General features: G+C 60.9%; 13 protein-coding genes. 9 read left to right on the forward strand and 4 right to left on the reverse strand.

Annotated features, from left to right (window positions below; genetic code table 11):
- Positions 1-34 precede the first annotated feature (34 nt).
- Genes NMA52_RS09585 through NMA52_RS09605 form a run of 5 tightly spaced genes read left to right on the forward strand, consistent with a single transcriptional unit; the run spans position 35 to position 9,079 of the window.
- On the forward strand, positions 35-1,426 hold the full coding sequence (locus tag NMA52_RS09585; protein ID WP_254827442.1) for a sulfatase: 1,392 nt from the start codon (positions 35-37) through the stop codon (positions 1,424-1,426).
- Positions 1,427-1,481: 55 nt separating this feature from the next.
- Positions 1,482-4,529, forward strand: a complete 3,048-nt coding sequence (locus tag NMA52_RS09590; RefSeq protein ID WP_254827443.1) for a TonB-dependent receptor — start codon at positions 1,482-1,484, stop codon at positions 4,527-4,529.
- A 23-nt stretch (positions 4,530-4,552) separates the two neighbouring features.
- The gene (locus NMA52_RS09595) at positions 4,553-5,983 is read left to right on the forward strand and encodes a RagB/SusD family nutrient uptake outer membrane protein (RefSeq protein WP_254827444.1); all 1,431 of its coding nucleotides are present in this window, start codon (positions 4,553-4,555) and stop codon (positions 5,981-5,983) included.
- Positions 5,984-7,423 carry a sulfatase gene (locus NMA52_RS09600; protein ID WP_254827445.1) on the forward strand — a complete coding sequence of 480 codons (1,440 nt, stop codon included), beginning with the start codon at positions 5,984-5,986 and terminating at the stop codon, positions 7,421-7,423.
- 57 nt (positions 7,424-7,480) lie between these two features.
- Positions 7,481-9,079, forward strand: coding sequence for a sulfatase (locus NMA52_RS09605; protein ID WP_254827446.1), 1,599 nt, complete (start codon positions 7,481-7,483; stop codon positions 9,077-9,079).
- On the opposite strand, the gene NMA52_RS09610 is transcribed toward NMA52_RS09605, so the two are convergent.
- The 4 genes from NMA52_RS09610 to NMA52_RS09625 form a co-directional block, all read right to left on the reverse strand.
- Positions 9,076-10,140 (reverse strand): exo-alpha-sialidase, encoded by a 1,065-nt coding sequence (locus NMA52_RS09610; protein ID WP_254827447.1) that lies wholly within the window; start codon positions 10,138-10,140, stop codon positions 9,076-9,078. The genes NMA52_RS09605 and NMA52_RS09610 overlap by 4 nt on opposite strands.
- On the reverse strand, positions 10,133-10,885 hold the full coding sequence (locus NMA52_RS09615) for an SDR family oxidoreductase (protein WP_254827448.1): 753 nt from the start codon (positions 10,883-10,885) through the stop codon (positions 10,133-10,135). The genes NMA52_RS09610 and NMA52_RS09615 overlap by 8 nt, the downstream gene beginning before the upstream one ends.
- A gap of 7 nt (positions 10,886-10,892) precedes the next feature.
- Positions 10,893-11,570: a hypothetical protein gene (locus tag NMA52_RS09620; RefSeq protein ID WP_254827449.1), complete on the reverse strand. Its 678-nt coding sequence runs from the start codon at positions 11,568-11,570 to the stop codon at positions 10,893-10,895.
- Between the two features lie 103 nt (positions 11,571-11,673).
- On the reverse strand, positions 11,674-12,360 hold the full coding sequence (locus NMA52_RS09625) for an NUDIX domain-containing protein (protein WP_254827450.1): 687 nt from the start codon (positions 12,358-12,360) through the stop codon (positions 11,674-11,676).
- A gap of 322 nt (positions 12,361-12,682) precedes the next feature.
- Between NMA52_RS09625 and NMA52_RS09630 the strand changes: the two genes are divergently transcribed.
- The 4 genes from NMA52_RS09630 to NMA52_RS09645 are packed head-to-tail and all read left to right on the forward strand — an operon-like array spanning position 12,683 to position 22,313.
- Entirely contained in the window at positions 12,683-15,673 is a 2,991-nt protein-coding gene (locus tag NMA52_RS09630) for a SusC/RagA family TonB-linked outer membrane protein (RefSeq protein ID WP_371930957.1), read from the forward strand.
- Positions 15,674-15,676: 3 nt separating this feature from the next.
- A complete protein-coding gene (locus NMA52_RS09635) occupies positions 15,677-17,233 on the forward strand; it encodes a RagB/SusD family nutrient uptake outer membrane protein (protein ID WP_254827452.1) in 1,557 nt (518 codons plus the stop codon).
- An 11-nt stretch (positions 17,234-17,244) separates the two neighbouring features.
- Entirely contained in the window at positions 17,245-20,802 is a 3,558-nt protein-coding gene (locus NMA52_RS09640) for an FG-GAP-like repeat-containing protein (protein ID WP_254827453.1), read from the forward strand.
- 2 nt (positions 20,803-20,804) lie between these two features.
- Positions 20,805-22,313 (forward strand): arabinan endo-1,5-alpha-L-arabinosidase, encoded by a 1,509-nt coding sequence (locus NMA52_RS09645; protein WP_254827454.1) that lies wholly within the window; start codon positions 20,805-20,807, stop codon positions 22,311-22,313.
- The last annotated feature ends 10 nt before the right edge of the window (positions 22,314-22,323 follow it).

Genomic DNA, 22,323 nt, shown 5'->3' on the forward strand with positions numbered 1-22,323 from the left:
GCATGTTGACCGAGATTTGGAACAAAATATGGTCATGCGAATATTACGCCAAATCACCTACTTCCTTCTGCTCTCCTGCGCAATGAATGCCCAGGACCGCCCCCCGAACATCGTACTCATCTTTACGGACGATCTGGGATACGGTGACCTGAGTACCTTCGGTCACCCGACCATTCGCACCCCTCATCTGGACGAAATGGGCCGCCGGGGTGCCAAACTGACCAGCTTCTACGTCGGCGCCAACGTGTGCTCACCGAGTCGGGCCGCCCTCCTGACCGGGCGCTTACCGATCCGGAGCGGCATGGTGGGCGAGAAGCTCGGCGTCCTCTTTCCCTTCTCCACGGGCGGGCTCCCGCAGGAAGAAATCACCCTGCCCGAAGCCCTGCGCGATGCCGGCTACGCCACCGGCATGGTGGGCAAGTGGCACCTGGGTCACCTGCCCGAATACCTGCCCACCCGCCACGGCTTCGACTCTTACTACGGCATCCCGTACTCCAACGATATGCGGTCGAATTCGGACTCCGAAGGACCACTCAAGCAGCTCTACACTACGCTGCCCATGCTGGAGGGGGAGAAAGTGGTTGACGAGGACGTCGACCAGAGCCAGCTCACCATTGATTACACCGACAAGGTGCTGACTTACATCGATGAGCACCGGGACGAGCCCTTCTTCCTGTACTACGCCCCCAACTTTCCTCACGTGCCCCTGTACGCCAGCGAATCCTTCGAGGGCAGCACCCGCCGCGGCCTCTACGGCGACGTAGTGGAGGAGCTCGACTGGAGCGTCGGGAAGGTACTCGACCGGCTGCGGGAACACGGTCTGGAAGAAAACACCCTGGTCATTTTCACTAGCGATAACGGTCCCTGGACCACCCAGCACGAAGAGGGCGGGTCGGCCGGGCTCCTCCGCGGCGGCAAGGGCAGCTGCTGGGAAGGCGGCATGCGGGTACCGGCGGTCGTGCAGTGGCCGGGCACGATCCCCGAAAACCAGATCATCCAGTCGCTGGGCACCACGATGGACCTCTACACCACCCTGATCAAGCTCGGCGGGGGTCAGGTACCTACGGACCGGACAATCGACGGCAACGATCTCCTGCCGGTGTGGAAGGGGGAGCAGGAGGAGGCGACCGAAACCCTCTTTTACTACCACCTAAACCAACTGTACGCGGTACGCTCCGGCCCCTGGAAGATGCACCTGCGGTCGGTGGAATCCTACAGCGACGTCACCTTGTACACCCGGCCCCAACTCTACAACCTGGAGCACGACCCCTCCGAACAGTACGAAGTGAGTGCCCGGAATCGGGAGGTCGTAAGCCGGCTGCGCAAGCTGGTCGCCGACCACGAAGCCGGGGTGGAGAAGGTTCCCTACATCTTCGACGCGATCGACGCGCCGGCCCGCACCCTGCTCTCCCAACTCGGATTTTAGGCACCGCACCGTTTTTCCCGCCTTCACTAGGTCATTAACTATTCAACATTCGATCATGAAATCACTATTCAGCATACTCGCCTGCCTGCTTCTGGGCACGGCCACCGCCCTGGCCCAGACGGTCACGGGTAACGTTTCCGGCGCCGACGGAGAGCCCCTCATCGGAGCTACCATCATGGTGAAGGGAACCCAGCGCGGCACCGTTACGGACTACAACGGTGACTTCACGCTCGACGAAGTGCCCGAAACCAGTACCCTGATCTTCACCTATACCGGCTACTCAACACAGGAAGTACCGGCATCGGGAAACCTGAACGTCGTTCTGGCGGAGGGCATCGCGATGGACGAAGTCGTCGTCGTCGGTTACGGTACGGTAAAGAAGAGCGACCTGACGGGGGCCGTATCGTCCCTCAAGGCGGAAGACCTCAACCCCGGCGCGAACGCCTCCGTGGATCAGATGATGCAGGGGCGGGCCGCGGGCGTACAGATCAACCAGAGCAGTGCCGAGCCCGGCGGCGGACTTTCCATCCGGGTCCGTGGAGCCAGTTCCATCAATGCGGGCAACGAACCCCTCTACGTGATCGACGGATTCCCCATCGACAATAGCCCCAACCTTTCCTCCGGCGGGGCGGGCGGCATCGGCGCGAATGAGAGCCCCCGTAACCCCCTCAACTCCCTTAACCCCAATGACATCGCTTCGATTGAAATTCTGAAGGACGCCTCTGCCACCGCGATCTACGGTTCGCGGGGCGCGAACGGCGTCATCATCGTAACCACGAAGAAGGGGGCGGGCGAACAGCTTTCGGTTAACTACAACGCGTACGCCGGGCTGCAAACCGTCGCGAAGGAACTCGACATCCTCTCCACCCAGGAATACATCACGCTGATGAATGACCTTTCGGCGGCCCGCGGCCAGGAGCCGGTCTTCAGTGCCGCCGACATATCGGCCATCGGGGCGGGTACGAACTGGCAGGATGAGGTGTACCGCAACGCTCCGGTTACGGACCACAACCTTTCCCTCAGCGGCCGGGCCGGCAGCACGTCGATATACGCCTCCGTCAACTACTTCAACCAGCAGGGGGTGGTCGAAAACTCCGGCATCGAGAAGTACATCGGCCGCATCAACGTCGAATCCGAACTCAGCGACCGGGTGAACGTCGGCATCAACATCAACACCAGCCTGGTCGAGGACAATAATAACATCGACGGCATCCAAACCAACGAAAACGCCGGCCCCATTTACTCCTCCCTGCTGTACGACCCCACCGAGCCCATTTTCGCCGCCGACGGAAGCTACAACCAGTCGACTAACCTGACCGTCAACAACCCCGTCGCCCTGATTCGCGGCGTGAACAGCGGAGGACAGACCAACCGCACGCTGGGCAATGCATTCGTGTCCGTGGAAGCCCTGCCCAACCTGATCGCCAAGCTGAACTTCGGAACCGACCGACAGTCGACGCGCCGCGACATCTACAATACCCGCGCCACCTTCTACGGCGGCCCGTCGGGAGGCATCGCCAACATTTCCATGCTGGAGCGATCCAGTACCCTGCTGGAGTACACGATGAATTACAATACTTCCCTCAACGAAAACCACGTCTTCACGCTGCTGGGAGGAGTGACTTACCAGTGGTTCCAGAATAAGCTCTTCGGCGGCAGCATCAGCGGTTTCCCGACCGACGAGATCGGCACCGGCAACCTGAGTCTCGGCGATACGAATACCGATGCTCTGGTGAGTGGCCGGGAAGAAAACACCCTTCTTTCCTACCTGGCCCGGGCGAATTACAATCTGTTCGACAAGTTCCTCTTCACGGCTTCCATCCGGGCGGACGGCTCCTCCCGCTTCGGGGCGAACCAGAAGTACGGCTATTTTCCCTCCTTCGCCTTCGGCTATAAACTGTCGGGCGAACCCTTCGTGCCCGCCGTATTTGAGGAACTCAAGCTCCGGGCGAGCTGGGGACAGACCGGCAACCAGGAGATCGGCAACTACGCCTCCCAGCTTACGTTCGGTACCGGTCCGGGCGTCGTCTTTAACGGCAACGTCCAGGGCAGCGTGACCCCGCAACGGATCGCGAACCCCGACCTGCGCTGGGAAACCACCGAGCAGTTCAACGTAGGGATCGACGCCAGCATCCTGAACGGTCGCATCTACGGCTCGGTCGACTACTTCCTGAAGAACACCAAGGACCTGCTCTTCAACCTGCCCCTGCCGCGGTCGTCCGGCTTCCGGTCGGTACTGACCAACGTCGGGGAAGTCCGCAACCAGGGCTTCGAGTTTTTGGCCAACTCCGTCAACGTGTCGACGCCGGGATTCAAATGGAAGTCCTCGGTCAATTTCTCGGCCATTCGGAACAAGGTCCTGGACCTGGGCCGGGCCTCCTCCATCGTCACCGGCAGCATCCAGGCGGTGGGCAATACCGCCGTCATTCAGGTCGGTGAGCCCCTGGCGTCCTACTACGGCTACGTCGTACAGGGGATCTTCCAGGAAGGTGACAACATCGCCGAATCGGCCCAGCCGAACGCCCAGCCCGGCTTTCCCATCTTCGAGGACCGGAACAACGACGGGGCCATCACGCCGGCCGACCAGACCATCATCGGCAGTCCGTTCCCGGATTTCACCTACGGGGTTTCTAACTCCTTCTCCTTCCGCAACTGGCAACTCGACATTTTCTTCCAGGGGCAGCAGGGAGCCGACTTGCTCAACATCAACGTCATCGAGAGCCTTTACCCCGCCAACTTCCGCCGCAACCGCCTGGCCGAGCAGTCCCTCGATCGCTGGACGCCCCAGAACACCGACGCCCGCTGGCCCTCCGGCGTGGACCCCAACGCCTACGGCGCGGGTAAGGTGAATAGCCTGGTACTGCAGGATGCCTCCTACTTCCGCCTGAAGAACGTACAACTGAGCTATACGGTCCCCCTGAGCGGACAGGGCTTCCTCAGCAGCCTGCGGCTATACGCCACCGGGCAGAACCTTTTCACCATCACCGACTACATCGGCTTCGACCCCGAAGCGAACTCCTTCGGTCGCAGCAACGTGCGGGTAGACTACAGCAGCTACCCCCTGGCACGTACGTACATCGTAGGACTGAACGCAAGCTTCTGAAACCGGAATCAAAATAACATATCATGAAAGCCATCAACCACTACCTCCTTGCCGTATGCCTGCTCGGTTTCGTTTCCTGCGAGGGACCCCTCGAGGAAGAGATTTTCAGCGAGCTGGCGCCTTCCACCCTCTTCACCTCCGAAAGCGGGATCGAAGCGGTGCTGAACTCGGCCTACGCCTACAGTCACCGCTCCGGTTTCCAGGAATCCTGGGCGCCCTTCTACCTGCAGGGCATGACCGCCGGAGAGATCTACGGACAGGGCGGGTCGATCGAGTCCCTCTGGACCAGCCTTATCAACTTTACCTGGGATGCCAACCACGACCATATCCTGGCGATGTGGACGGTCTACTACAACGGTATCCGCGACGCTAACCTCGTCCTGGACAACCTCGACAACGAAGCCTTCAGCGCCGACTTCCGCCGGCGCACCGCGGCCGAAGTCCACTTCCTCCGGGGGTGGAACTACGGCGAACTGTATAATCTGTTCGGCCCCGTCCCCCTCTACACCTCCTCCACCGACGACCCGTTGCAGGCCCGCGCCAGCGACGCCGAGATGCGCAGCTTTATCGAAGCGGAACTCCTGCAGGCGATCGACGGTCTGCCCGCAGAACCCCTGGCCTACGGAAAAGCCACCCGCGGAGCAGCCATGGGCGTACTGACCAAGTTCTACCTCAACACCCGGCAGTGGCAGCAGGCCGCCGATATGGCCAAGCGCGTGATGGATACGGGCGACTACGGCCTCGTGGACGATTACGCCAACGTGTTCGCCGTCGCGAACGAAGGCAACGAGGAGATGGTCTGGGCCCTTCCTAAATCCGCCGTATCCAGCAGTACCAGCCAGGGCGTGAACGCCCTACTCTTCCCCCCCGACTACCCCCGCCCCTACCCCAATAACGGGGTCTTCGCCGCGCGGACTTACCTCTACGATGACTTCGTCAACTCCTTCGCCGACAACGATACCCGCCAGGATCTTATCGTCACCGAATACACCAGCACGGCCTCCGGACAAGTAGTGCCCGGGCTCGGTGCCGACAAATCCTTTCCCTACAAGTACGAATTCGATCCGAATTCCGTAGGTTTCAACGCCGGAAACGACCTGCCCGTGGTACGCTACGCGGACATCCTCATCAGCCGCGCCGAGGCCCTGAACGAGCTCAACGGCCCCAGCCAGGAAGCCGTCGATCTCGTGAATATGGTCCGCGAGCGGGCCGGTGCCGACCCGCTCCAGTTGGCCGATTACGATCAGTCCTCCTTCCGCGACGCCATTCTCCGCGAGCGGGAATGGGAATTCTGGTTCGAATCGAAGCAGCGGGAGGATCAGCTCCGCCACGACCGCTTCATCTCCGGCGCCCGCGCACGGGGGCACATCGCGGAGGATTTCCGGGTCCTGTTCCCCCTTCCCCAGGTGGAAATGGACGCCAACAATTTACTTACCCAAAATACCGGCTATTAAATGCAGCACCTCCTCTTCTCTCCCCTCCCCACCGGCCTGTTCGCCACCCTTCTGCTGCTCTCCCTGAGTCTGCACGGCCAGGCCGGGGAACCCGATCAGCGGCCGCCCAATATCATCGTCATCTTCGCCGACGACCTGGGCTACGGGGATTTGGGCGTGTACGGCCATCCGACCATCCGCACGCCCCACCTCGATCGCATGGCTACGGAGGGACAGAAGTGGACCAATTTCTACGTGGGGGCCAGCGTGTGCACCCCGAGCAGGGCCGCCCTGATGACCGGTCGCCTGCCGGTGCGAAGCGGCATGGTGAGCCCGCGGCGTCGGGTGCTCTACCCGAACTCCAGGTACGGTCTGCCCGAAGCGGAGGTCACGATCGCCGACCAACTCAAATCCGCCGGCTACGCTACCGCCTGCATCGGGAAGTGGCACCTGGGGCACAAGGAGCCCTACCTGCCCACCAATAACGGCTTTGATTACTACTTCGGCATTCCGTACTCCAACGACATGGACATCGTCGCCGACCTGGAAGCGGCCGGGGGGTACTGGAACTTCTTCACCTCCCGCGACGGCGCGGACACGAAGAGCTACAACGTGCCGCTCATGCGCAACACCGAGATCGTGGAGCGCCCCGCCGACCAGCACACCATCACCCGGAGGTACACCGAGGAGGCGATGGACTTCATCCGCGAACGGGACGACGACGAACCCTTCTTCATCTACCTGGCGCATAACCTACCCCACATCCCGCTGTTTGCCTCCGAGGAGTTCACGGGCACCAGTGAGCGGGGACTTTACGGCGACGTGGTAGAAGAGATCGACGCCGGGATCGGCCGAATCCGGGCACTTCTGGAGGAAGAGGGGCTCGCCGAGAATACGGTGATCGTCTTTACCTCCGACAACGGCCCCTGGTTGCCCTTCGGTATTCAGGGCGGCAGTGCCGGACTCCTGCGCAACGGCAAGGGCACCACCTGGGAGGGCGGCATGCGGGAGCCCTGCATCTTCTGGGGTCCCGGCCGGATCCGGCCCGGGGTGGTCACCGATCTGGGAACGACGATGGATCTGTTCACTACCTTCAGCGCCCTGGTCGGGGTCGCGGAACCGGACGACCGACCCATGGACGGGGTGGACCTAGCCCCCGTCCTCTTCGGCGATGGCACCAGTCCGCGTAATACGGTCTACTACTACCGGGGGGACGAGCTCTACGCCATTCGGGTAGGTGACTACAAAGCCCACTTCATCACACAGGGGGCCTACGGCGGGGAAGAACGTACGGTCCACGATACCCCCCTACTCTACAACTTGAGCATGGACCCGTCCGAGCGTCACGACATCGCGGAGGCCCACCCCGAAATTCTCGAGCGCATTCGGTCCGTTGTCGCCGACCACCAGAGCAAGCTCGTCAAGGGCAAGGATCAGCTCATCGACCTGGACGAAGGGTAGCCCCCCCGTGCATACCACATGCTTACTTCAAACCGCCTTAGTGTCAAACGCTATTTCATGCTCACTTTTCGCACCCTACCCTCTTTGCTGTTTTTGTTTTTACTCTGCTCCTGCGGCCCCGCCCCCGAAGGAGACGTAGCGGGAAGTACACCAGCCACCCGGCCGAACATCATCTTTATTATGTCGGACGACCACGCCCAGCGGGCCATTTCAGCCTACACCGATGAGCTGACGCAAACGCCCAACCTGGACCGGATCGCCGACGGCGGCATGCTCTTCCGTAACAGCTTCGTGACCAACTCCATCTGCGCCCCCAGCCGCGCCGCGATCCTGACCAGCAAGTACAGCCACCTCAACGGAAAGATTGACAACCTGAGTCCCTTCGACCCCAATCAGTGGACCTTTCCCGAAGCCCTCCACGATGCCGGGTACCGCACGTCCCTCTTCGGCAAGCACCACCTTACCTACGTTCCCCACGGTCTTGACGAGTACCGGGCCCTCATCGGGCAGGGCGATTACTACAACCCCACCTTCATTCACAACGGCGACACCCTGGCTCCGGAAGAAGGATACACCACCAGCCTGATCACCGACTACGCCCTCGAGGAACTCAAACGCAACGCGGAAGGCGACCAGCCCTTCATGATGCTGTACTGGCACAAGGCTCCCCACCGCAATTGGATGCCGGATACCGGCGACCTGCCCGGCCTACTCGACAAACGCTATCCCGAACCCGCTAACCTGCGCGACGATTACGCCGGCCGGCCCGCCGCCGCCAATGCCGACATGCGCATTGCCGACATGTTCGTCAGCCAGGACCTCAAGGTGATCAGGGAGTATGAACCCAACGATCCGGGTACCGGGGGCGCGACCTTCTGGCCGGACGGCACGAAATATATGGCCGAGTACTTCTACCGGGAGATCGACCGCCTCACTCCCGCCCAGCGGGCCGCCTACGCACCCTTCCTCAAGCGGGTCGGGGAGGAATGGCAGTCGGTGAAGGGTACGGATGAAGAACTCGGCTGGCGCTACCAGCGCTATATGCAGGATTACCTCGCCAGCGTGAAGAGTGTCGACGACAACGTCGGTCGCGTGCTCGACTACCTAGAGGAAAGCGGCCTGGCCGAGAACACCATCGTGATTTACACCAGCGACCAGGGCTTTTACCTGGGCGAGCACGGCTGGTACGACAAGCGCTTCATGTACGAGGAAAGTCACCGCACCCCCCTCATGGTCAAGTACCCCGCACGCATCGCTGGCGGTACCACCTCGGACGCACTGGTGATGAACATCGACCTGGCCCCCACCCTCCTGGAACTCGCCGGCGTCCCCGCGCCCGATGAGCTTCAGGGAGAGAGCCTGGTCCCCCTCTTCGGTGGTACGGCGCCCGACGACTGGCGCGATCACATCTACTACCGTTACTACCAGGAAATGAACAGCTTTCACCGCGTTGCCCGTCACGAGGGGGTGCGTGGCGAACGCTACAAACTGATCCACTTTACCGAGCCCGGCTTCGAGGGCTACGAACTCTTCGACCTACAGGAGGATCCCCAGGAAATGGAAAACCGGATCGACGATCCCGCGCTGGTGGCGGAAAAAGAACGCTTACAAACGGAACTGCGCGAACTGCGCCGGGAACTGAAGGTGACGGACTAGTCCGACCCGAGCCGGAAACTTGCGTGGCGAATGGACCGGCGATCGTGGGTATACACGACGTGAACGGTTCCGTCCGCCGCCTGTATGATGGCCGGATAACTATACTCCCCCTCCGCATGGCGCTCGAGATCTAGGAGCGGCTGCCAGTGCACGCCGTCGGGGGACCACTCCACGTCCAGGACGCTCCGCCCGTTCCACCAGTTTTCACCCCGCGGCAGGGGATTATTGACCAGCAGAAAATGGCCGGACGCGAGTGTAACCGCATCGACCCCGGAGTTGGAGTTGGGCACGGCTACGGTGTCGGCCTCCGTCCAGCTACGCCCCCGGTCGTAGGACCAGCTGGATACGAGCCGGTCGTGCTTGCTCCGACAGAGGATCTGCAAGGTGTCCCCGCCGTGCCGCAGGAAGGTGGGCTGGATGATCTCGAACTCCCGTGGGTTGGGCACCTCCACCTTTTCCCAGCGGTCGTCGGCCTCGTGGTAGCGTTCGAGGTGGACGCGCCATTCGTCGGTCAGGGGGCTTTCCGTACTGCTCCCGCAAAGCAGGGTGCCCGCCTCGATTTCGATTGGTTTATTGCGGATGGGGCCGAGGAATCCGTCCGGCAGGTAGCGGGGGTCACTCCAGTGCCGCCCGTCGTCGTCGGAGGTCAGCATGGCACCGAACCATTCGCGGGGGTTCTTGCCCACCTTGTAGAAGAGATACAGCCGTCCGCGGGCGCTGCGGAACAATACCGGATTCCAGCAGGGCAGCGTGTCCCCTTCCCGCACCAGGGGCGCCACCAGTTGCCGGGGCCGTGACCACTCCCCTCCGACCCGTTCGCCGGCGTAGATCGCTACGTCCTTCGCCCCTTCCCGGCTGCCTCCGAACCAGGCGACGAGGAGGTGATCCGGTCCGAGTTCCACGATCGTGGAGGCATGACAACTGGGCGTGACGGGCTCGTCGAAGACGTCGGACTGCTTAAAATTGGTGTACGTCGGAAGCTGCGCGTGCAGGTAACCGAAAGTAAGGAACAGCACGGCGAGAAGCAGTTTCGGGGGCACGGAACCGGAGTTATCAGACATAGATCATTTTGCGCAGCATACCGCCATCGACCACGAAGTCCTGGCCGGTGATGAAGCCGCCGTTATCGGATAGCAGGTAGTGGATCATGGCGGCAATATCGTGGGGTACGCCGACCCGGCCGACGGGGTGTTGGGCGTGGTCGGCGGGGCGGAGGTCGGCGGGTTGGCGGGCGCTTGCCTTCTGCCAGGGGGTGACGTCGACCCAACCGGGGCTGATGCTATTCACCCGCACCTCCGGACCGAGGCTGATGGCCAGGGCCTGGGTGAGGGAATGCACGCCGCCCTTGGCCGCCGCGTAGGCTTCGATGTGGGGTTCGGCCATCATACGGCGCACGGAGGATAAATTTACGATAGCTCCCCGGCGGGAACGCAGGAGCGAAGCGCAATACTTGGAGCAGAGAAAAGCTCCGGTCAGGTTGGTCCCGATGACCGCATTCCACTCGGCGAGCGAGAGTTCTTCTACCGGCTTATTGATCGCGAAGCCCGCGTTGTTGACCAGGTAGTTGACACCACCCCACCGGTCGGCTACTCTGGTGACGGCCGCCCGCACTTGCTCTTCCCGGGCTACGTCGGTCTCCACGAACATGGCCTCACCCAGTTTTTCGACCTCGGCGAGGGCTTCCCGGCCCGCTTCCGCGTCGCGTTCCAAAAGAGCCACGCGGTAGTTTCGTTCGGCCAGGTAGCCGGCGGTGGCCCGGCCGATGCCCTGTCCCGCGCCGGTGATGATTACGGTAGGTTTCTGCACGGCCGCGCTACTCTTCCCCGTTGATCGGAGAGATCATGATGTGGGCCCGGTGGGTGCCGGGGTCCATGATCCACGGGTGGTTGGGGGCGACGGGCGACTCCGGCAGTCCGGTAGAGGCGGCGGTAGCGAAGGGGAGGTAGACGACGTAGCGGTACTTCGCCTGGTCGACCCTGCCGGTAGCGGGATCGTAACGGGCTTCCGGGCCGGAATAAATGTGCAGGGTCGTCCCCATTTCACCCATGGTAAGCTTCCCGGATTTCGCTTCTTCCTCCCGGATATCAAAGATCTCCTGGTTGTTCCTTCCCGCCGCCCTGAGCTCCCGGCCGCGGGCCATGAAGGGTTCCAGGTCCTTATGGTAGCAGGCCGCGTTGAACCCTTCGGTGTTGGGGTCATCGGCCAGACAGATGAACTCATTGGTGCCCTCGCGGAGGGTGACGAACTCACCGGCCGTGTTGTAGCCAATCACTTTCGCTCCCTCCCGACTGGCTTCCGGGGCCGCCAGCAGGGCGGTAGCGACGAGTGCCTCCTCGGAATCGATGGCCTGCCAGTTATGATTGGTTTCCGGAGTTTCGACCCCGGTTTCCGCGACGGAATCCGTCGCTTCCGTTGAGGACTCCACTTGCTCCGCGGTCTCGCAGTTGGCCAGGCCGACGGTCAGGCAGAGAAGGAAAAAGAGGCGATGCATGGCGGCTAATTTTAGGGGGCGTGGATGGACGGGAAGCGCCCTGCCCTCCGTAAATTAGGCATTTTGGGCTTTATGCACCGTCGAATAATTGGCGGTAATCCGCCTAAAGGTTGAGGAGAGAGCGACTGCGTTCGGCCCGGTGGTACTTCTCGGCATCGAAGCGGTAAAGGAAGGAACCCTTGCGGGAGGAGGTTTTGTCCTTCTCGTCGAGCTTTTCCAGAATGTCGAGGGACCTGACCTTATTGATAAAATTACGCTTATCGAGCGACACGTTGTAAATGGCCTCGTAGAGCTTCTGCAGCCGGAGCATCGTGAATTTATCGGGCAGCAGTTCGAAGCCGATGGGCTCCGTCTCCGCCTTGATCTTCAGGCGTTCAAGTGCGTGACGCACCATGCGATCGTGGTCGAAAATCAGCGGCGGCGCATCCTCCACGCTGAACCACTGCGCCGAGTACCGGTGACTCAGTTTTTGGCTATGCTCGGCGATATTGATCAGGGCGTAGTAGGCCGTGGAGACGGTACGCTCCTCGGGATCGCGATCGACGTCGCTGAAGGTACCTACCTGCTCCATGTATATGTCGTCGAGCCCCGTATACACCGACAGGATGCGGGTTGCGGCGTCCTGGAGGACCTCGCTCTTACGCAAGAACCCGCCGATGAGGGACCACTTCCCCCGTTCGGGCTCGAATCCCCGCTTGATCAGGAGAATTTTGAGCTTTTCTCCATCAAAGCCGAAGACGATGCAGTCTACCGCTAGTAGTAGCCTTTCCTTATCCGAATCGTCGTACATGCTACCTGAATATTGTTGCCGGAGGGTTAATATCCGCAAACCTAGAGATTTTCGCGGGGATCAGGAAGGTAAATAAGTGTAACATAAACACAAAAAATCTTCTTTGGAATATGCTAATTCGGCAGACTATTTATCAGATATACAAACTTTAACAAAATTAACATTTGCATTAGCGGTCTGCGGGACATACATTTGTAAGTGTATATTACACACTTATAATTACAATCTGTCTCATATGTCGATATGCAAACTATTCGGAGCGACCAAACCTCCGGGGGTTCTATACCCGCAATGGCTGGTACCAACAATTACTATTTGCCTGCTGCTGTTCGCCTCGGAAGCTGAGGCACAAGCGGTAACCGGAACGGTAACTTCAGCGGAGGGCGAACCGCTGATCGGAGTGAGTATCACGGTACCAGGCCAAACCGGCGGTACCGTCACGGATCTCGACGGCAGCTACCGGCTCTCCGTGCCTCCTGACGAGACGCTTGTCTTTTCCTACACCGGATACCGCCGGGTGGAAGTAGCCGTCAACAACCGCAGTCAGATTGACGTGACCATGGAAACCGACGTAGCGCTACTCGACGAAGTAGTAGTGGTCGGCTACGGCACCCAGCGCAAGGAGGACCTGACCGGGGCCGTGAGCGTGGTAAATGCCGAAGAGCTGACCAAGCAGGCCTCCAACGACGTCACCCAGATGCTCCAGGGTCGGGTGGCCGGCGTATCGATCACCAGCGACGGTCAGCCGGGTGCGGCGCCGAACGTAAGAATTCGCGGCGTGAGCACCTTCGGCCTCGGTGCGGGCGCCGAACCGCTGTACGTCGTCGACGGCTTTCCGTTGGCGGGCGGCATCCGTGACATCAACCCCAACGACATCGAGTCAATCCAAATCCTGAAGGATGCCACCTCGGGGGCCATCTACGGCAACCGCGCCGCCAATGGGGTCGTCATCATTACCACAAAATCCGGCAAGAGAAAAACGGGCTTCAATGTCGACTTCTCCGCCTACGCCGGCCGGCAGACCGTGCCCCAGCGACTACCCGTGCTTGACCGGGTGGGCTACCAAACCATCAGCAACGAACTCCTGACGAATGGCGGACAAGCAGCCGTGCCCGGCAACGACCCCGCCTCCCCTAGTTTCATCGACAACATCGATACCGACTGGCAGGACGCGGGCTATAAGGATGGCTCGATCCAGAACTACAACCTCGGCCTAACCGGGGGGACCGAACTGCTAAACTACTTCGTCTCCCTCGACTACCTCGACAACCGCGGCACCCTGGTGGGCTCCGGACCGGACTACAAACGGTACTCCGCCCGCGTCAACTCGGAGATCAACCTCGGCAAGGTCCGGATCGGCGAGAACATCTACGCCATGCGCTCCGATGAGAACCCACTTTTCTACAACGGTGCGTTCACCCTCTTCATTCCCGGTGGTCGCCCTACCCTGGTCAACGACCTCCTGCAGGCCATCCCGACGATCCCCGTCGAGGATCCTTCCCGCGAGGGCGGCTTCGGTGGGGCCGACGCGGTGATCCACCAGTCCATCACCCTCAACGTGCCGGGCTTCAACACCCTGGTAACCAATTCAAGTAAAGTTAATCGCCTACTGGCCAACGTTTACGGCGAACTGGACCTCGCGAAATCGCTCACCTTCAAGACCAGCCTGCAGTACGACAACACCGACATTTCCGACGAGCTCTTCGCGCCCCAGTACGATCTCGGCTACTTCTTCCCCCGGCCCCTGGCCGAGCTCCAGGTCGGCGACCGCTCGAGCAACTCCTTCCTCGTGGAGAATACGCTGACCTACAAGAACGTCATCGGCAAGCACGACCTCACCGTCCTGGCCGGCCAGAGCTTCCAGGAGTTCAACTTCCGCCAGTTCACCGCCATCGGTTCGGGACTGGAGAAGCCCTACATCCGCAGCCTCTCCAACGCTTCCACCTTCAGCGTGACTGACAACCAGCAGCCGGCTACCCTGGCCTCCTTTCTCGGTCGCGTAGCCTACGCCTACGACGATACCTACCTGCTTACCTTCAACATTCGCAGGGACGGCTCCTCCCGCTTCCGGGAGGAAGACCGTTTTGCCATCTTTCCCTCCATCGGTCTTGGTTGGAAGCTTCATAAGACCTTTGCCCTACCGGAAACCATCACGAGCCTAAAACTGCGCGGTGGATACGGAGAGCTCGGCAACCAGGAGATCGGCAACTTCCGCTACCAGGCAACCATCAACCGGGCCATTCCCTACGAGTATTCCACGGGACGGGTCTTCGGAGCCGCCACCACCATTCTGGTCGACCCGGCCATCACCTGGGAAACGCGGGTAACCCGCAGCGTCGGGCTGGACCTGGAACTACTGGACGGACAGGTAGAGTTCACGGCCGAGTACTACTCCAACACCTCCAAGGACGTTCTCATCGACCTACCGATCCCCCTCTCCAACGGCTCCCTGGCCGGTCTGACCACCAACGCCGGCTCCATCGAGAACTCCGGCATCGAGCTTTCGGGCAACTGGCGCCCAACCATTGGTAACGTTCGCCTGAGCATCGCTCCCAACTTCTATACCGTCAAGAACAAGGTGCTGGAGATCGGCACCCTCGATCTGATCTCGGGCGCCGGTTCCAGAACGGAGGTCGGTGAGCCCATCGGGCAGCACTACGGCTGGGTGTATGAAGGCATCTTCCAGAGTGCCCAGGAGATCGCCGAGGCGCCCTTCCAGAATGCCAACACGGCCCCGGGTGATATCCGCTTTGCCGACCTGACCGGCGACGGCGTCGTCAACGACGAGGACCGGCAGTACCTCGGCTCCGGGATGCCTACCTACTACTACGGCCTGAACCTCGTAGCGGAATACCGGAGTTTCGACTTCACCGTCTTCGGTCAGGGCAGCGGCGGCAACCTCATCAACAGTAACCTGTACCGCGGCCTGATGCCCACCTCCGGTTATACCAACTGGCACGAGGACATCCTGAATCGCTGGACGCCGACCAACACCAATACCGACATCCCCCGGGTGGTCATCAACGATCCCAACAACAACCAGCGCGATTCCAACCGGCCCGGCTGGCTCCAGAGCGGCGACTACTTCCGCATCAACACCGTCTCCCTGGGGTACACCTTCGCGGGCGATCTCCTGCGCAGGGCCAATATGCAGAGTGCGCGGATCTACGTCACGCTACAGAACGTGCACACCTTCGCCGCCTATAAGGGCTATAATCCGGACTTCCAGGCGGGCATCCTGAATCCGGGCTTCGACTTCGGCACCTTCCCCCGGCCCAAAACCACCATGCTCGGTGTTCAACTCAAATTCTAAGTCATGCAAATCAAGAATATCACCCTCGGCACCCTGGCGGCCATGCTCCTCGGGATCACCGCCTGCACCGACCAGTTGGATGTCGTCGACCCCAACCGCTTATCTACCGGCCAGTACTACCAGAACGAAACCCAGGCGGTTGCGGCGGTGGATGCCATCTACAACGCCCTCATCATTGACGGCATGTACCAACGGATGACGCCCATCTACGCCGACGGCCGGGGCGACGAGATATCGAGCCGGAGCCCCTGGCCGTTCCTGACCGGCCTCAGTTCATTCGTCGTTCCGGGCACGGACGGCGCGCTGGAAATCTACTGGGCGGGCCACTACATCATGGTTTCCCGGGCCAACCAGGCTCTGGAAAATATTCCGAAAATTGACGATGTGGACGCCGAATTGCGGGAGCGCCTGCTGGGGCAGGCCCACTTCCTCCGCGCGCTGGCCTACTTCAACCTGACCAATGCCCTCGATAACGTACCTCTGGTGCTCGAAACGCCCGACGGGGTCGAGTCCTTTTACCCCAGCAACGAAACCGTTACCCACGAGATGGTCTACGCTCAGGTCAAATCCGACCTGGAAGGCGCCATCTCCCGCCTGCCGGTCAACTACGACAACGTAAGCGGCACCGACCAGGGCCAGGAAGGCCGTGCCACCAAGGGCGCCGCCCAGGCGCTGCTCGGTCAGGTGTACCTCTACGAGGGAAACTACGCCGAAGCCTTGCCCCTATTCGCCGCCGTGATCAACTCCGGCGAATACGCCCTGGCCGCGAACTACGCGGACCTGTTTTCCCAGGACCCCGGCGTGGAAAATGCCAACCCGGGCAAGATTTTCTGGGCTGATTTTACGACCAGTACGAGCTCCGAATTCAACTGGGGCGGCGACCCCAACGTCAATTGGCGGCAGTTTCTGGCCCTGACCCCCACCTACTCCGTAGGCGACTTCTTCGATTTTTTCCCCACCAACTTCCTGTACACCGAAATGCGCAAGGAGCGGACCGTCGACGGTAAGCTCGATCCCCGCTACCACGCCACCCTGCTGTCGTACGAGCCCGACGAAGGCTACACGACCGCCTACGGACAGGACTGGTTCGAACGCGGCTACGGAGAGAACGACTACTTCATCAAAAAGTACACTAACGCCGCTACCGGATCGGACGCCTTCTCGGCGGGCTTTGATTACCACATCATCCGTTACGCCGACGTGCTGCTGATGTACGCCGAAAGCCTGGCCAAAACCGGGGACATCGCCACGGCGGCCGCTTACGTACAGCAGGTCAGAGACCGCGCTAATCTCCCGGACCGGGAGGCTGAGTTCGCCGCCTACAGCCCCGAGCAGTTTATGGACCAGCTCGAACACGAGCGGATCATGGAACTGGCCATCGAGGGCAAACGGTGGTACGACCTGAAGCGGTGGGACTACCTCCAGGGCGCAAAACTCGAGGAGCTTAAATCCCACGATTTCGAGTTCAACACCTTCACGCCCGGTGAAGACGAGTACCTGCCCATTCCGCAAACCGAGATCGACCGCAATCCCAATCTGGTGGGCAACGCCGCTAATTGAGCTTACCTCCCGTGAGTCACCTCCCCCGGCCCGATCAATTTCCACCCCTCGTGCTGCTTTGCGGACTCGGCGTGGCCATGACGTGCTGGGTATCCTGTGGCTCACGGGATTCCTCGCTACCCCTCTTCCAATTAATGGATGCCACCCATACCGGCATCAACTTTCAAAATACCGTGATCGCCGACGACAGCATGAACCTCCTGACCTTTGAATACCTGTACAACGGGGGCGGCGTGGGCGTGGGCGACTTCAATCGCGACGGCCGGCCCGACCTGTTCTTCACGGGTAACGTCACCGGCAGCAACTTGTACCTTAACGGGGGGGACTTACGGTTCACGGACGTCACCAAAGAATCCGGGATCAGTACTGCCGGTACCTGGTGCACCGGCGTAACCGTAGTAGACATCAATAGCGACGGATTCGACGACATTTACGTCAGCGTAGGCGGACCGGCCCGGCAAAGCATTTACCCCAATCTACTGTACGTCAATCAGGGAGACGCTACCTTCCGCGAAGCCGCCGGGGAATACGGTCTGGACAACCCCGGTGAATCCAACCATGCGGTATTCTTCGACTACGACCGCGACGGCGACCTGGATATGTACCTCCTCAACGGCGGCGGTTTCGAGCGGTCGGCGGTCACCATCAAACCGATGCTGACCGACGGTACCGCCCGCAACACCGATGTACTCTACGAGAACACCTACAGTGATTCGCTCGGCCATCCGGTATTTACGGACGTATCCCGCCGGGCGGGGATAACCTTCGAGGGCTTCGGCCTGGGGGTCGGCATCATCGATGCCAATCACGATCGGTGGCCGGACGTGTACGTCTCGAACGATTACCTCTCCCGTGACCTGCTCTACCTCAACAATCAGGACGGCACCTTTAGCGAAGCGGCCGACCGCTACTTCGCCCACACTAGTTTTTTCTCCATGGGCAACTGCGTCGGGGATGTCGATAACGACGGCAATTTCGACCTCGTTACCCTGGACATGTTGCCGGAGGATCACTTCCGCCGCATGACCATGTTCGGTCCCAACCAGCACGCCCGGTTCCGGCGGGCTCTCGATTACGGATACGGCCACCAGTACATGCGCAACATGCTGCAACTGGGCGAACCCACGGGCCGCTTCCGGGAAGTCGGGCAGCTGGCCGGTATAGATCGCACGGACTGGAGTTGGGCACCGCTGCTCGCGGACTTTGATAACGATGGCCTCCAGGATCTCTACATCACCAACGGCTACGGCAAGAACATCACCGACCTGGATTTCGTCAAGTTTCGCCAGGATGCCGTCGACCCGTTCTCCAGCCCGGAAGACATCCGGAAGCTGCTGCTGCGCAGCCTGGAACAACTACCGGCGATCGTTCTACCCAACTACGCCTACCGCAATACGGGAAACGCCACCTTCGACAATGCCACTAATGCATGGGGCTTCAACCAACCTTCCATTTCCAACGGGGCGGTATACGTCGACCTGGATCTGGACGGAGATCTCGAAATTGTAACCAACAACCTCAACGCGGGGGCGTTCGTCTACCGCAATACCCTGCGGGAACAGTCGGGTGAAAACGGACACTACGTACAGGTGGAACTAAGCGGCACGCCGGCGAACGCCGGCGGTTTCGGAGCACAGGTCACCGTACACGTCGGAGCCACCCAGCAGCACCGCTACCAGCAGCCGGCCAGTGGCTACCAAAGTTCGGGGTCCACCCGGCTACATTTTGGCTTGGGGAGGGATTCGATTATGGACAGCCTCCGCGTCGTCTGGCCGGACGAGCGGGAAAACGTGCTCTATAACATTCCGGCCGACCGTCTGGTCACCGTAGACTACGCCACCGCATCCCCGCCCCAGATCGAAGCGAAGCTGCATCCAACGCTGCTGCAATCCCTGCCACCGCTGGCGTTCGAACACCAGGAAGTGATCGCCCCGAGCGACTTCAGCAACCAACCCCTTCTCCAGCACGGCCTGACCACCCAGGGTCCGGGCGTAGCCGTCGGCGACGTCAACGGTGACGGACTCGACGACCTCTTCCTCGGAGGAGCGTACGGTAGCCCGGCCGGATTATTGCTGCAAACTTCAGAAGGAACTTTCGAGGAAAGATTACTCCCCACCGAAGACTACGAAGATCTCGGTGCCCTGTTCTTGGATGTGGACACCGACGGCGATCTGGACCTCTACGTCACCAGCGGCGGCACGGAACGCTACGCCGACCACCCCAACTACCAGGATCGAATCTACCGCAACGACGGCACCGGTAATTTCACGCTAACGGAAGGGCAACTCCCTACCCTACTCGCCAGCACCGCTACCGTCACGGGGGGAGACTTCGACCGGGACGGCCGGACGGATCTGTTCGTCGGCGGACGGGTGGTTCCCGGTCAGTACCCCACGACACCCCGTAGCTACTTGCTCCGCAATACCGGTGCGGGCTTTGAGGACGTGACCGCCCGGGTGTGCCCGGGCCTACAATTTCCCGGCATGGTCACCTCCGCCCTCTGGACGGACTACAACAACGACCACCTACCGGATCTGATCGTGGTGGGGGAATTTATGCGCATCCGGGTATTTCGCAATGATGGTGCCCGGCTGACGGAGGTGACCGACCAGTTTGGGCTGTCCCAATCTTCCGGCATGTGGAACAGCCTCACCGCCGGCGATTTCGACCACGACGGGGACACCGATTACGTCGTTGGGAACATCGGACGCAATACCCCTTTCGACGCATTTCCCGATCACCCCCTGCAGCTCCACTACGCCGACTTCGACCGAAACGGTACCACCGATCCGATTTTCTCGCAGTTTGAGGAAGGAAAGTATTATCCCGCCGCGCCCTTCGATCTCCTGGCGGAACAGCTCCCGCGCATCAAAAAGGACATTCTCTACTACCACGAATATGCCAGGGCAACGACCAGCGACATCCTCGCCCTGCTCGATACGGCCGGAATGCAAACCCTCTCCTGCGCGGTGCAATCTTCCGTCCTGCTGGAAAATGTCGGTGGGGAAAAATTCAGCATCCATCCGCTTCCGTTCGGCGCACAGGCCGGCCCCGTGCTGGGCGTGATCGCTGAGGACCTGGACAAAGACGGCGACCTCGACCTCCTGCTCGTCGGCAACGACCGCGAACGCGAAGTCATCAGCGGCAGCCTGGATGCTTCCACGGGAACCGTGCTCGAGAATACCGGCGGGCTGAACTTTCGCGTCGTCCCGTCCTCTGTCACGGGGCTGCATACTACCGGCAATAACCGAGGGGCCGTGCGCCTGTCCAGGGGCAGCCGGGAGGACATGATCGTCCTCCCCAACAACCAGGCGGCGCCAGAGTGCTACACCATCGGCACCTCTCCGGCAGTACCCCAGGAAGCCTTTCGGCCGGGAGAAATTTCTACCACCCTGGAGCTTGCGGACGGGCGGACAAGAAAAGTGGAGCACTCCCTCGGCGGCGGCTACCTGAGCCAAACTTCCGGAACCATCCGTATTCCTGTGGGTGCCCGGTCCGTCACTTTCTACGACGCCGTCGGACGAACCGTTCGGACCATCAATTTATCCCCCCACCAAGTGAGCCGATAAACATGAGATACACGCCGACCACCCGCCGATTTCTCTTCTCCTGCTCAGTCGCAGTGGGGCTCCTCTCCGGTTGTGCCAAGGAAGAGCCCGTAGTGCTCACTACCCCACCCGTGCCTACCCCCGTAGACACGACCACGCTGGGCAATGGCCCGATCGATTTTACTGTCCTGACGGATACTTACGGTCAGCTCGCCTCCGCCGACCAAACCGGACAGTGGGCCCACTACAACGTACACGATCCCAGCTACCTGGTGGACGGGGAGTTCACCTACTGCTACAACACCGACGTAGCCTTCGGTCACGAAATCCGGCCGGGCATCCAGATTCGCCGGAGTATCAATTTGGTCGAATGGGAATTCGTCGGCTGGGCCTTCCCCGGCCTGCCCACTCAGGGGGCTAACTTCATCCGGCGCAACGGCGGCGAACCCTTCAACTCCCTGTGGGCTCCCTATATCCTGAAAGTGGGCGAGGAGTACCGGCTTTATTACTCCCTTTCCTCCTCCACCCCACGGCTCAGCGTGATCGGCCTGGCCACCGCAAATTCCCCCCGCGGACCCTTCGTGGAGCAGGGCCTGGCGGTCACCTCCCTCGACGACGCTACGGTGCAGACCAACGCTATCGACCCGACGGTGATCGTAGCACCGGACGGCGCCCACTATATGTACTACGGTTCGGCCTGGGACGGCATCTACCGCCTCGAACTCGATCCCGCGACCGGGCTCGCCAAACGGGCCAACGACAAGGGCGTCCGCGTGGCCCAGCGCGGCTTCACCGGCAACCGGGTAAACGGAAACATCGAAGGTCCCGAGATCATCTATAATCCCGAGTTTGATCAGTACTACCTCTTCCTCTCTTACGACTGGCTACAGACCAAGTACAACGTAAGGGTCGGAAGATCGGACCACGCCGAAGGCCCCTTCTTCGACATCACCGGGAGAAACATGAACGAGGAAGCCGACGACCTGCCGATGATCCTGGCCCCCTACCGCTTCGACGGCCACGGCGGGTGGCAGGGCGTATCCCATCCCGGCGTATTCAAAAAAGGCGATACCTTCTACATCGGCCACCAGGGCCGCCCCGGAGTAAATTCGTTCTTTATGGTCATGCACGTACGCCAGCTCTTCTGGACGGAGGACGGATGGCCGCTGGTCAGCCCCGAACGCTTCGCCGCGGAAACGGAAAGTCCGGTGGCTGCCGATGAACTCACCGGCCCCTGGGAAGCGATCGTGTTCGATTACCGCGTCGTGCCCGGATACGCCGACGAACAGACGGCCCCGGATTTCAGCACTGCGCAAGCCGTCAACCTGGAAGCCGGCGGAATCCTCTCGGGCACCCTGACCGGCACCTGGAGCTACGCCGCGCCGTGGCTCACCCTCGAATATGAGAACCACCGCGCCCGACTCCGGGTCGAACGCGGCCGCGACTGGGAAAACGAGGTAGCCGAAACCCTCCTCTTCACCGGCCTTAATGATAATCACACCACCCTCTGGGGTAAAAAATCTAAACCGTAAATCGATCCCT

Origin of the sequence: Lewinella sp. JB7, from assembly GCF_024297185.1 — a bacterium.
Lineage (GTDB): Bacteria > Bacteroidota > Bacteroidia > Chitinophagales > Saprospiraceae > Neolewinella.

Coding starts and splice junctions, on each gene's coding strand:
- NMA52_RS09600 (WP_254827445.1), top strand. CDS start 5,984: ATGCAGCACCTCCTCTTCTCTCCCCTCCCCACCGGCCTGTTCGCCACC.
- NMA52_RS09595 (WP_254827444.1), top strand. CDS start 4,553: ATGAAAGCCATCAACCACTACCTCCTTGCCGTATGCCTGCTCGGTTTC.
- NMA52_RS09635 (WP_254827452.1), top strand. CDS start 15,677: ATGCAAATCAAGAATATCACCCTCGGCACCCTGGCGGCCATGCTCCTC.
- NMA52_RS09585 (WP_254827442.1), top strand. CDS start 35: ATGCGAATATTACGCCAAATCACCTACTTCCTTCTGCTCTCCTGCGCA.
- NMA52_RS09590 (WP_254827443.1), top strand. CDS start 1,482: ATGAAATCACTATTCAGCATACTCGCCTGCCTGCTTCTGGGCACGGCC.
- NMA52_RS09605 (WP_254827446.1), top strand. CDS start 7,481: ATGCTCACTTTTCGCACCCTACCCTCTTTGCTGTTTTTGTTTTTACTC.
- NMA52_RS09625 (WP_254827450.1), bottom strand. CDS start 12,360: ATGTACGACGATTCGGATAAGGAAAGGCTACTACTAGCGGTAGACTGC.
- NMA52_RS09645 (WP_254827454.1), top strand. CDS start 20,805: ATGAGATACACGCCGACCACCCGCCGATTTCTCTTCTCCTGCTCAGTC.
- NMA52_RS09610 (WP_254827447.1), bottom strand. CDS start 10,140: ATGTCTGATAACTCCGGTTCCGTGCCCCCGAAACTGCTTCTCGCCGTG.
- NMA52_RS09620 (WP_254827449.1), bottom strand. CDS start 11,570: ATGCATCGCCTCTTTTTCCTTCTCTGCCTGACCGTCGGCCTGGCCAAC.